9 protein-coding genes are annotated in these 11,827 nt (G+C 43.4%); 6 read left to right on the top strand and 3 right to left on the bottom strand.

What is annotated here, in order from left to right:
• Positions 1-2: 2 nt before the first annotated feature.
• Together HFV01_RS23490 and ltrA are read right to left on the bottom strand one after the other, a co-directional pair.
• The gene (locus HFV01_RS23490) at positions 3-752 is read right to left on the bottom strand and encodes an ABC transporter ATP-binding protein (protein WP_193520433.1); all 750 of its coding nucleotides are present in this window, start codon (positions 750-752) and stop codon (positions 3-5) included.
• Between the two features lie 307 nt (positions 753-1,059).
• Positions 1,060-2,844 (bottom strand): group II intron reverse transcriptase/maturase, encoded by a 1,785-nt coding sequence (ltrA, locus tag HFV01_RS23485; RefSeq protein WP_193520432.1) that lies wholly within the window; start codon positions 2,842-2,844, stop codon positions 1,060-1,062.
• A gap of 364 nt (positions 2,845-3,208) precedes the next feature.
• On the opposite strand from ltrA, the gene HFV01_RS31165 reads away from it, so the two are divergent.
• From HFV01_RS31165 to HFV01_RS23475, 3 genes are all read left to right on the top strand, one after another.
• Positions 3,209-3,337, top strand: a complete 129-nt coding sequence (locus HFV01_RS31165; RefSeq protein ID WP_318285902.1) for a hypothetical protein — start codon at positions 3,209-3,211, stop codon at positions 3,335-3,337.
• Between the two features lie 335 nt (positions 3,338-3,672).
• Positions 3,673-4,044, top strand: coding sequence for a DUF1622 domain-containing protein (locus HFV01_RS23480; protein ID WP_006621634.1), 372 nt, complete (start codon positions 3,673-3,675; stop codon positions 4,042-4,044).
• A gap of 50 nt (positions 4,045-4,094) precedes the next feature.
• The gene (locus HFV01_RS23475) at positions 4,095-4,571 is read left to right on the top strand and encodes a bifunctional alanine racemase/tRNA (adenosine(37)-N6)-threonylcarbamoyltransferase complex ATPase subunit type 1 TsaE (protein ID WP_006667904.1); all 477 of its coding nucleotides are present in this window, start codon (positions 4,095-4,097) and stop codon (positions 4,569-4,571) included.
• On the opposite strand, the gene HFV01_RS23470 is transcribed toward HFV01_RS23475, so the two are convergent.
• The gene (locus HFV01_RS23470) at positions 4,568-5,740 is read right to left on the bottom strand and encodes an FAD-dependent oxidoreductase (protein WP_193520431.1); all 1,173 of its coding nucleotides are present in this window, start codon (positions 5,738-5,740) and stop codon (positions 4,568-4,570) included. The two genes, HFV01_RS23475 and HFV01_RS23470, sit on opposite strands and share 4 nt — an antisense overlap.
• A 592-nt stretch (positions 5,741-6,332) precedes the next feature.
• On the opposite strand from HFV01_RS23470, the gene HFV01_RS23465 reads away from it, so the two are divergent.
• The 3 genes from HFV01_RS23465 to HFV01_RS23455 all read left to right on the top strand — a co-directional run bounded on the left by HFV01_RS23465 (position 6,333) and on the right by HFV01_RS23455 (position 11,806).
• A complete protein-coding gene (locus tag HFV01_RS23465) occupies positions 6,333-6,536 on the top strand; it encodes a hypothetical protein (RefSeq protein WP_006667902.1) in 204 nt (67 codons plus the stop codon).
• 260 nt (positions 6,537-6,796) lie between these two features.
• Positions 6,797-7,642: a hypothetical protein gene (locus tag HFV01_RS23460; protein WP_193520430.1), complete on the top strand. Its 846-nt coding sequence runs from the start codon at positions 6,797-6,799 to the stop codon at positions 7,640-7,642.
• Between the two features lie 153 nt (positions 7,643-7,795).
• Complete coding sequence (locus HFV01_RS23455) at positions 7,796-11,806, top strand: response regulator (protein WP_193520429.1); 4,011 nt, start codon at positions 7,796-7,798, stop codon at positions 11,804-11,806.
• Positions 11,807-11,827 lie beyond the last annotated feature (21 nt).

Raw genomic sequence — 11,827 nt, 5'->3', positions numbered from 1 at the left:
GGTTAGTGCTGAATTTTGCCATCTTCGAGATGTAGAATGCGATCGGCCACATCAATGATGCGGGGGTCGTGAGTCACCATTAACACCGTCGCGCCGTCTTCCTTAGCCAACTTCCGCAAGACATCAATAACCGCGTGACCGCTGCTAGAGTCTAAGGCTGCTGTAGGTTCATCAGCCATAATCAGTTTAGGACTTCCCGCCAACGCGCGAGCGATCGCTACCCGCTGTTTTTGCCCCCCAGAAAGGTCACGGGGTCGCAAATGCTTCTTATCAGCCAAACCCACTTGATCGAGCCGTATTTGGGCTTCCTGACGCGCTCTCCGTCCACGAATGCCTTTGATATTTAGGGCAACTTCCACATTTTCCGCGGCCGTGAGTGCTGGAAACAAGTTAAACCCCTGAAAAATAAAGCCAATATTCCTTAGCCGAAACTGTGCCAACTGTTGGCGAGACATTTGGGTAATATTTTCGTCTAACAACATGACTCGCCCGGCTGTGGGGGTGAGAAGTCCGGCTAAAATTGAGAGTAATGTGGTTTTACCAGACCCACTTGGTCCCATCAAAAGTTGTATGTCCCCAGAGCGAACTTGCAGGTCAATGCCTTTGAGGACTTTAAAACTTTGCCGTCCAGATTGATAAATCATTTCAATCCCACAGGCCCAAATCGCGATCGCTTTGGGATCATGGTTGCGTTCAGCCATTAGGCTTTTGCTTTTGGCTAAGTTCGTCCAATTTAAGTTAGAAGTGATCATTGATGACTCTCGATCTGAAGATTAGCGACTGCTTACTGGCACGGTCTTTAAAACTTTACTGGTAGTTGTGACATGATCGGCAAAAAAATTGGGCTTCCATTTAATTATGACCTATTGGATAGTGGCAGTTTGGTATCAATATGACATTTGGGTAACTGTCACTGTCGGGGTCAATCTTTCCCCTGGGTTCAGGGGGGAGTCCAATTTTGGCTGGCACTTGATTCCCAGAAATTAGGGGTCGAGAGTAGAGTCGCCTCTACCCCCTCCCATTCAAAACCGTGCTTGAGACTTTCACCTCACACGGCTCCTAGTCTGACTGTTCCATTGTTAAGGATACAGCATTGGCGTTGTCTAACGCCGTTTTATCATCGTGACAGTGGCGGTGTAATAGTTGAAGGTTCTTGTATTCATCCTTTCCGCCTTGGCTTCGAGGTACAATGTGGTCAACTTCAACTATTATATCTGATGGGGTAAAGTATTGCCCACACCAGGTACACTTGCCTTTTTGCTTTTTAAGTAGTTTTGCTACCCTATTTGGCGTTTCGATTGCTTGTCCTTTCCTGGTTGCCCAGTAAGTCCAATTTCCGTCGTATGGTGTTGCGTCAGGGCGTATTAGGGTATGTCTGACAATCGGAGTCCAGTTGTGTTTCCATAGCTGGAATCCCTCTTTGGTCATGAATAACCAGGATTCATGTCTTTCTTTCCCATTGCTAAGTTTAACCGTTCCTTTGTGGAAGTAGTTTTTTAGCTTTTCGTAACTTGCCTCTCCGCATCTTGATTCTGTCCATGCTCGTATCATTAACCAGATTTTATGGTCTAGTTTAATGAAGGTTTTTGTTGAAACGACCCCTGAGTAATAATTTGACCATCCCCGGATTATCGGGTTTAGTCTGTTAATCAGGGCTGATTGAGGTGCTGTTTTGAGTTGTTTAATTACACCTTTTATCACTTCTGTATGAGCTTTAACTGCTTTCTTACTGGGTTTGATGTGGGTTTTATGACCGATTACTCGACTTGCTGTCCCACCTGTTTTCCCAGATTTGTATTTTCCTACTGTATATTGCCTGATGTTGAATCCCAGAAAGTCGAACCCAGGCTCTTCTGTTTTTCCCTCATACTCAATTGGTTTGAGCGTGTGGCAGATTCGGGTCTTTTCGGGTTTAATTTCTAGTCCAACAGGCTCAAGCCATTTGGAAATTGCAGTTTTGCACTGTTCAATGATTTCGAGTGATGGGGATAGTACCACGAAATCATCGGCGTATCTTATCACAGAGGCTTGTACCCTGTTCTTTTTCTTGGGATACATTGTTTCAATTAACCTAGCTATTCCATCCAGTGCGATGTTGGCTAGGAGTGGACTTATAACCCCTCCTTGGGGTGTCCCTGCTTCTGTATCCTCAAATACACCGTTATCTAGCACACCTGCTTTGAGCCATTGTTTTAGGTCTCTTTTCAGGCTGCTTGGACAATGAATTTTGGACAGTAGGTAATCATGGTTTATTCGGTCAAAACATTTCGCTATATCAGCATCGAGAACATAGTATTGTCCTAACTTTATGGCAGCATAGATTCTACCAATTGCGTCGTGGGCTGACCTTCCTGGTCTAAACCCGTAGCTCGTGCCTTCAAATCTTGACTCCCATTCGGGCTCAAGTGCCGACTTAACCAAGGCTTGTCTCGCTCTGTCTTGGATTGTGGGTATTCCCAGGGGGCGTTTTTCATCCCTACCAGGTTTTGGAATCCACACCCGTCGCAGTGGTTTTACTTTGAGATTTCCTTTAATGTTCTCAACAAGTTTAAACCTTTGTCTTGGTGAGATTGCTCTCATTCCATCAACTCCAGCCGTTTTCTTGCCTTGGTTATCTTGGGTCACTCGTCGCACTGCTAAGAGCCTGGCATAGTATGATTTCACCAATAGACGTTGCAACCTTTTTGCCTTTGCGTCCTGTCCCGATTTAGCTGCTTGGAATATCCTCTTTTGGAGCTTAAAGACGTACCGTTGAACCTTAGCCCAATTGACACTTCTCCATACATTCGTAGTCTTGGTGGGTCTCGGTTTACCGAATCCCTCACTTTCTCTCGATTTCGTCATATTGACTCCTACTCGGCTCTATCCTTGCAATCAAACCGTGACCCGTCAGCATATCCCTACCATTACAATAGGGCGTTGGCTTCTGGTCACATCTCACCCCCTAATAGGCTTGCGCTTACACTTTCACTACTGACTTTCTCGACCAGATTATCAGAGCCTAAAAGGGGTTAAAACGTTCCGTTTATATGGGCATTCCATCTTTAGACTTGTCCTTTCCACCGGGGTACTTAAAAAGGTCTGTGTAGGTAGTATAGAAAGACTCCTACTTTTCCCCTTACTCTTTTGAGCGCAGCGTGTCAACCTGTTTCGCTACTTTATAATGACGATGGTTCAAGTCGGAACATTCAGGTTTCCTTAGTCATGGATGGTTGGCAGTGGTCGGATTATTGGGAATAGGTTTTCCCTCACGCCTTCCGTTCCCCGCTTCAATCCCAGGGTTGTGAATCCTAAAATTGGGGGTGGCTATCGCCGTTACTCTCAACGCAATTGTTAAGGAATCATTAGATTTCTAATTTAGCGTTTTTGACCTTGAGTTCCCTGCCTTGTTTTGTATATTTCTATACCTAACGTTGGGACATATAAACAGTTATGGGATGGTCAGGGTGCGAATCCCTTATATTTCACCAAGGGGTGAAAGTCCCACTGGGAGGTTATTTCAGGCATTGCAGCCTTATTTGACTCCTAAACGTCTCGCACTTCTATATATATAATAACCTGAAACCCGGTGGGTCTGTCTAGTGGTAGCCTTGCCCAAATCGCGATCGCTGATTCTGATCTGGCTGGCACTACTAACATAGCCGGGGTCACTCTACCTAGCATGAAAAGCTTATGGAATGGTTATATACGGCTGAGGCTGGACTCAAACTGCTAGTTGATTTGGCGAAGTTTTTATTAGAGACCATTTCGGTTTTTTGTGTGTTATTTGGCGTGGCGAAAACCGGACAACTGGCGATTCGATTTTCTCAATTTAAATATGATGAGTTTCTGTTTATTGAGTTACGGATTAGGTTTGGGGTGTGGTTGGCATTAGCCCTAGAATTTCAACTGGGGGCTGATATTCTGGCGACTACGGTAGCGCCGACGGAGGAAACTCTAATTAAATTGGGGGTGATTGCTGTGATTAGGACGTTTTTAAACTATTTCCTGAATAAGGAACTTGAGAAGGAGTTTGACTTTAAAAAAAATCATGGAAACAAATAAAGGAGTTTTCTGGGTGGGTGAATTAGTAGAATTGAGCAAGGAGTGAGCCGATGAATGATGCGGTTATATTATCTCTGGCTGATGCGATCGCCACCCAAGCTGTGGGGGTGAAATTGGGGCGATCGCTTGGTGCTAATAGTTTAATTCTGCTAGAGGGTAATCTAGGGACAGGTAAAACTACTTTAGTGCAAGGTATCGCTAAAGGTTTGGGGATTTCCGAATCAGTGGATAGTCCGACTTTTACTTTGATTAATGAGTATACAAGCGGACGGCTTCCTCTGTATCATTTGGATTTATATCGCCTGAATGAGTCGGAAATTGAGGGGTTGAATATTTCATTGTATTGGGAGGGGGTGGAGGTGGAACCGGGTATGGTGGCGGTGGAGTGGTCCGAACGTCTCCCCTATCGTCCGGCTGATTATTTGCAGATTATTTTGAGTCATACTCCCCAAGGCGATCGCCAAATTAAATTGATTCCCATGGGGGAGTTGGTGATAGAATTGGATGGGTTAATTGACCCGGTTTAACCAAGCTGGGTAAAGTGGCTCATAAATTGCCGATCAATATGGTCTTTCCATTGCCAAATTAGGGGATGGGGACCCAGACGAAAACAGCCGCGTGAGGCGATCGCCTGTTGGTCCCCTGTACTAATTAGGATTAAAAATTCTTTCTGCGGTCGATAGGCTTGTAGGGGTTGTTGGTTGGCTTTGCGTCGCAGGTTTTCCGCCAGGGGTTTTCCTTGACGGACCGCGAAAACTCCGGCTTTGGGTCGGGGATGGTTTAACATGGTGGCGATATCTCCAGTCGCGAAAATATCAGGGTGAGAGATAGACTGAAGGTAATCGTTAACTAGGATAAATCCTTGTTCGTCCGTCGCTAGTCCTGCGTCTTTTAACCAGGTGGCGGCGCTGGCTTGTGTCACCCAAAACAGGCGATCGCATTTTAGGGTTAATCCTGATTGACAATGAATAGTATGGGGGGATTTTCCTTCGATTTCCGTCACGGTTTCCCCTAGGTGTAGTTTGATACCTCTCTCGCTGAAAAGTTTTTGCAAACGCTGACTAACCTCCCGGTGGTGTTGGGGAATTAGGCGATCGCCTTTTTGAAATAGATGTAACTCTAGGTGATTTTCTGGTAGTGTGCTGTCGAGACCATAAATCTGTTGGAGACGGGAAAATATGGCTAGGCTTAATTCCACTCCCCCCGCGCCGCCGCCAACCACTGCTAATCGCATTTTCTGCGTCCGGTTTTCCCTCACCGTTTCCACAATTTTATCCCAGTGGTTCAGAAATTTAGCAATAGGTTTCACCGGAATGGCCTGTTGTTGGACACCGGGGACCGTGATAGTGTTGGGGGTACTACCTATATCTATGGATAGGATATCGAAGGGGACGGGGGGACGGTTGGCGCACAGGACTTGATTCGTTTGTAGGTCTAAACCAATGGCGCGATCTATCAATAGTCTGGCTTTCGCCAAATTGGCTAAGGCTTGCACATCTATATGACAATCGTTAAACTTATATAGTCCGGCTATATATCCCGGTAGCATCCCCGAATAGGGAGTATGGTACACATCAGAAATTAGGGTGAGGCGTAGTCTGGGAATAGGATTGATGGCTAATTCTTTGAGAGCGATCGCATGGCTGTGACCCCCTCCAATTAGTACCAGGTCCTTAACAGGGGTAACAGAAAACATCGCTTAACTAAGGGAAACTCCGTTGATTTTCATGTTTTATTGATATTAATCCCCAGCAAAACTAGGTTAAATATCAGCGAGTTGGCTGCCCAAATCCATGATTCCGACACCCATAATATTTTACCATAACTCGATAAAAAAAACTTGATTAAATTTTTCTAAAGATAGCGATCGCTATGTGGTTGGGGGAATGTTGGCTAGGTAGACAGTTAAGCACTGATTTTCTACTGTAACCCCCAGGCCATAGCCTCCCAGAGTCATGCGGGGATCAGGGATTTTAACCTGTTGATAGGATAGATTTAGTTTTTCCTTAACTTAATTCCAGGCAATTTGTGTATAATGTTATAACAGTGAGCGATCGCGAATGTACCAGAAATTTTTGGGAATAGGGAAATTGATAGATTGGTGTAATTGAATACAAATCTTGTTAGCATATTTTGAAATCAATTAGCAATTGCGATCGGTAATATGGCGCATCAGAAAATGTAGATAATACTTCACAACTTATTCACAAAGGCTACCTAGACTGGGTAAACAGAGCTTAATAAATCCGCGTTAACCATCAACTTTGATCAACTTGGAGTTTTAAATTATGAGTACCTGTCCTTGCTGTGGTTCACCTATGTTAAGGCATATCAACCATAACCGAATTTATTGGTACTGCCAACACTGCCACGAAGAAATGCCTAACCTGTCTTTTATAGTAAGTCTCCAACGATCTGCAAGTCGGATATCTAGCCCCCTTGTGGCTCTGAGTTTTGAGGAAACTAACCTAGAAATGCCAGTGCTGGCTTAGTTTTTCCGACTAAAAGGCAGTAAAATGCCTAACTTGTATATTTGTATATACGATACCTTTTGGCTAAATCCGGTTTCTATCTACACAAAGGCTGCAATATACCCTCGCAGGGTCATGACCATATCACTCCATGAGCAAAATCATCAACTCCAACTAATCACGAGGGTATTGGCAAATTTTCCAGAAAATTGATTAAGTGGCGATCGCTAAGGTAAATTGAGCGATAGCTACTATGCAGCAGCCTTGATGGAAACTCCAATATGTCCACGGAACGATCGCAGTCTTCTGAACCCAAGCGACCATTACCCTATTCACCACCGCCTAGGTCTCAACGTCACCCTTGGCGGGATTTGGCGATCGCATTATTACGGAAAATCATTAAAATTTTGGAAGGCACCATTGACCAATTGGAAGCCGACCCTCAAATTCCCCGTCGTCGCCGTGGTTATGTTTGGTGGTGGGGTGCAATTTTATTAGTCATATTTGGTGTAGGACTGCTGCTGTTCTCGAAGTCTGGACCGGAAACCGCTACCAATTATCAGAGAGTTGAGGACATCCCACCAGTGACCACAACCGAGACACCGCCACAGGTCCCCGTCACTGCGGAAACTATTTCCGAACCGAAAACCGAACCCAAAGCCGAACCAGAAACCCCAGAAGTTCCTGAAGGCGAACCCCCGAACCCGGAAACCGAAATAGAGCCGGGTCGTTTACCTCCAGAACTAATTACCCCGAAGGCGGCGGAACCTGTGGGTTTGATTGCTTCTACTTTGACTGTGGAACCTTCTTTAACCAACTCAATTCGCGATCGCCTTGCTAAACTAACTACAGCCTATGGCGAGGATTTTATTGGGTCAGTTAAAGCGAATTTTGCCGGGAGTTTATTAGAAGTTGAGGTTAGCGATCGATGGTATCAGCTAGAATCTAAATATCAAAGTCGTTTGGCTAATCAATTATTTAAGCAAGTGCGATCGCTCGATTTTACTCGTCTGGAAATCCGAGATCGCGATCGTCAGCTTTTAGCTCGTAATGCCGTCATTGGATCTGATATGATTATATTTACTCCCTTGAAACCTGGCGTTATGGAACTTTCCGACCCTCAATAACCGGGAAAAAATCATGCCAATGACATCTTGTAGCCATAATTTGGGGTTCATCGAATCATCGAGGGTAGCCACCTCAAAACTAACTGGGATGATGAGTAATCAATCAGAGTTGATCATCCATACTGTGATTTCACCCCTTTGTAATCTGAACCTATGTTAATCAAATTATTAAAGCAGAGAACCTCTAACCTATTTGAGCAAGTCCCTCTCAAACAGATAATTATTGTTCCTTTTGTGCTTCAGCTATTCGCCACAGTGGGAGTCACAGGATATCTATCTTGGCGCAACGGTCAGCAGGCGGTTATGGATATAGCTAACCAACTGAGTGAGCAAGCAACTAATCGCGTCAAAAGTAATCTAGCCAAATTGTTACAACGTCCCCATCTTTTATCTGAAATTCTGATTAAAGATACTATTCAAGGAGATATTAGCTTTGATGATATTGAAAGATCCGAAAAATTCTTATGGAGAATTATACAACTTTTTGAGAATGTCTATGCTGTCTATATTGGCAATGAACAAGGGCAATTTATTTATGTGAGTCGGGAATCTGATGGTTCTTTTCGAGCCAAAAGTGTCGAAGAATCACCGAATCGCTTATATTATATGATCACACCAGAAGGCGCGCGAGGTGATTTTTATAATCAAACTATCTATGACCCGCGAATCCGACCTTGGTACACTAAAACTCTCGCCTTAAATGCACCAAATTGGAGTCCAATTTATGCCTTTCCCAATGGTAAATTAGGGATTACTGCATCCCATCCACTTTCTGACAGTCAAGGTCAATTGATCGGCGTGATTGGGGTGGATTTTGTGCTAACTTTAATTAATGATTTTTTGGGAGGTTTGGAAGTTAGCCCAAATGGGGAAGTTTTTATTGTGGAATCCTCCGGTTTATTAGTGGCTTCCTCCACTAATTTTCCCCCCTATACAATGGATGATCAAAATGTAGCCCAACGCCTGCATATTTCCCAGGTTAATCACCCCATAATTAGCGGCACAGCAGCATATTTTAGCCAAAATTTTGAACATTTAAGCCAGATTAAAACCAGCCATCAAAGTAGCTTTTATATCAACGGAGAAAAGCAGTTTCTTGATGTCGTGCGTTATCAGGATAAATGGGGGTTAAATTGGCTGATTGTCGTCGTCATGCCAGAGTCAGATTTTATGGGCAGAATTAATCATAATGCCAAAATCACTTTTATGCTATCTCTTGTGGCTTTAGCTATTACGATTTGTATCGGTATATTCATGGCTAGTCGGGTAACTAGACCGATAGTTAACTTAAATAAAGCAGCCCGGAAATTTGCCCAAGGTGATTGGGAACATACCGTCCATATTTCCCGTTGTCAAGAAGTCGGAGAATTAGCTGAATCTTTTAATCAAATGGCCGCACAAATTCGGCAATCTTTTAGTGAATTAGAAGCCCAAAACAGCCTCAGTGAAGCATTAAATCGCCAGCTTTCTGACCGAGAATATTGGCTTAAACAATTCCTAGAAGCCTTGCCAGTTGGCGTTTTAGTTTATGATAAACATGGCAAGATATACTATGCCAATCAAAAGTTAAAAAAATTATTCAGGGCTGAACATATCCCAGAGGTTTCTTTAGAAGAATTTGCCGAGATAAATCATTTATATTTAAGTAGCACAGACCAGCTTTATCCCACCAAAGCATTGCCGTTAGTTAGGGCATTAAAAGGCAAAACTGTTCCCATTGAAAATATCGAAATTCGTCACCCAGATCAAACTATTTGCTGTTCCCTGATGGCTACACCAATTTTTGATAGTGAAGAAGATATTGTTTATGGAATTGGAGTTTTTGAAGATATTACTCAGCGCCGACAAGCCGAGATTGAACGCCAAAACTTTACCAAGCAATTGAAAGAGAAAAACGATGCTCTCAAGCGTATGGATGAACTCAAAGATGAGTTTCTCGCTAATACATCCCATGAACTGCGTACTCCTCTTAATGGTATGATTGGCTTGTCGGAATCAATGCTGGATGGTGTCGCGGGACCTTTAACAGAACTTCAGCGCCAAAACTTGTCTATGATTGCTAAAAGTGGACATCGTTTATCTACTCTAGTTAATGATATTCTTGACTTCTCCAAATTGCGCCATCAAACCTTAGAACTACAACTGCAACCTTTAGGTCTGCGGGAAATTGTCGAAGTTGTTGTAGTGCTAAGTAAACCTCTGATTGGCAATAAAGATATTGAGTTAATTAATGAAATACCTGATGATTTTCCGGCGGTTAATGCTGATGAAAATCGCCTCCAACAGATTCTGTATAATTTAATTGGTAATGCCATTAAGTTTACCGATTCGGGAACTGTGAAAATTACCGCCTCGGTGTTAGATACAGACGCGAATAACTCCATGGCTGTGATTAATATTTCTGATACTGGTATTGGTATTCTCCCAGAAAAACATCATCGTATTTTTGAATCCTTTGAACAGGGTGATGGTTCAACGGCGCGACAATATGGCGGCACGGGTTTGGGTTTAGCCATCACTAAACAGTTGGTGGAATTACACCAGGGTAAAATATGGTTAGATTCGGTGGTGGGGTCGGGTTCTACTTTTTCCTTTACTCTTCCTATCAGTGAGGAAATACCAGAAACTACTGCTAAGGCGGACTCACTACTGGTTAATGAGGCGGCGCTGGTGAATGCTGATGTATTGTGGGATGCTGCTATACCAGAAACTGAAAATAATCAATCTATGGCGGGGTCTAAGTTGGCTCCAGATAACAATCAGTTTAAAATTCTGATTGTTGATGATGACCCGATTAATTTACAGGTTTTGGCGAATTATCTTTATTTGGAAAATTATGCTGTTACTCAGGCTACTAATGGTATGGAAGCCCTGAAAATTTTAGAGTCCGGTTTTATTCCCGATCTGATTTTATTGGATGTGATGATGCCTCGCATGACTGGTTATGAAGTGACGGAAAAAATTAGGGAAGATTGGCCACCTCATCAACTGCCAATTATGATGTTAACCGCGAAAAATAGGATTTCTGATTTAGTGGTGGGACTGGAATTAGGCGCGAATGATTATTTATCTAAACCGCTGAATAAAGAGGAGTTGCTGGCGCGGATTAAAACCCACATTCGCATTAAAAAACTACGCACCGAAAAGGCTCATATCCGCAAGACTTTTGGGCGATATGTAACTGATGAAGTGGTGGCAAATTTGCTAGAAAGTCATGAGCGTTTGCAGTTGGGGGGAGAACGACGGACTATCACGATTTTAACTTCGGATTTGCGAGGATTTACGGCAACTTCTGAACGTTTAAATCCTGAAGAAGTCGTCAAGATTCTGAATTTTTATCTGTCAACTATGGCGGATATTATTACTCATTATAATGGGACCATTGATGAGTTTATGGGTGATGGGATTTTGGTGCTATTTGGTGCGCCTAATGTCCGGGAAGATGACCCGCAGCGAGCGATCGCCTGTGCGGTGGCTATGCAGTTGGCTATGGAGTCAATTAACCAAACTATGAAGGCTTGGGGTTATGCTAATTTAGAGATGGGAATTGGGGTGCATACGGGAGAGGTGGTAGTTGGTAATATTGGTTCAGAAAAACGAACTAAATATGGGGTGGTGGGTAAGAATGTTAATTTAACTTATCGGATTGAATCTTACACCACGGGGGGACAAATTCTGATTTCTGAATCTACCCTAGAAGCGGTAGGGAGAATGGCGAGAATTACCGGAGAAAAACAGGTGCAACCCAAGGGGGTACAAAAACCGATTACCATTTATGAATTGGGAGGAGTGGGTGTACCTTATAACTTGTATTTAAAAAGGGAAAAAGAGTTATTTGTGGTCCTACCAGAACCCATCTCTTTACAATATACGGTTTTGGAAGGAAAGCACGTCGGGGAAAATGTCTTTTCTGGTACTATTGTGGAATTGTCGGCGCGGGAAGCTAAGGTTCAAGCTGAGTCAGAGGATGAGGCTTATTTACCTTTACCTATGACTAACATTAAGCTGAATTTTAGTAGTGATATGTGCGGTTCTGGTGCGGAAGATGTCTATGCTAAGGTGTTAGAATATCCAGCAGAACCAGGTCATTTTTACATTCATTTCACGGCAAAATCGCCGGAACTAGAAGCTAAGTTAACTGCCATATATCAAGGATTAAGTTGATAGTTGATAGCCCATCATCAA

This window comes from Limnospira fusiformis SAG 85.79, assembly GCF_012516315.1.
Classification (GTDB): Bacteria; Cyanobacteriota; Cyanobacteriia; order Cyanobacteriales; family Microcoleaceae; genus Limnospira; species Limnospira fusiformis.
The sequence above is the reverse complement of the archived record's forward strand: the minus strand, read 5'-3'. Positions and strand labels throughout refer to the sequence as shown.

What these genes read in the sequence shown, in the direction of transcription:
- HFV01_RS23490 (WP_193520433.1), bottom strand. Translation starts at nt 752, where the DNA reads ATGATCACTTCTAACTTAAATTGGACGAACTTAGCCAAAAGCAAAAGC.
- ltrA (WP_193520432.1), bottom strand. Translation starts at nt 2,844, where the DNA reads ATGACGAAATCGAGAGAAAGTGAGGGATTCGGTAAACCGAGACCCACC.
- HFV01_RS31165 (WP_318285902.1), top strand. Translation starts at nt 3,209, where the DNA reads ATGGTTGGCAGTGGTCGGATTATTGGGAATAGGTTTTCCCTCACGCCT.
- HFV01_RS23480 (WP_006621634.1), top strand. Translation starts at nt 3,673, where the DNA reads ATGGAATGGTTATATACGGCTGAGGCTGGACTCAAACTGCTAGTTGAT.
- HFV01_RS23475 (WP_006667904.1), top strand. Translation starts at nt 4,095, where the DNA reads ATGAATGATGCGGTTATATTATCTCTGGCTGATGCGATCGCCACCCAA.
- HFV01_RS23470 (WP_193520431.1), bottom strand. Translation starts at nt 5,740, where the DNA reads ATGTTTTCTGTTACCCCTGTTAAGGACCTGGTACTAATTGGAGGGGGT.
- HFV01_RS23465 (WP_006667902.1), top strand. Translation starts at nt 6,333, where the DNA reads ATGAGTACCTGTCCTTGCTGTGGTTCACCTATGTTAAGGCATATCAAC.
- HFV01_RS23460 (WP_193520430.1), top strand. Translation starts at nt 6,797, where the DNA reads ATGTCCACGGAACGATCGCAGTCTTCTGAACCCAAGCGACCATTACCC.
- HFV01_RS23455 (WP_193520429.1), top strand. Translation starts at nt 7,796, where the DNA reads ATGTTAATCAAATTATTAAAGCAGAGAACCTCTAACCTATTTGAGCAA.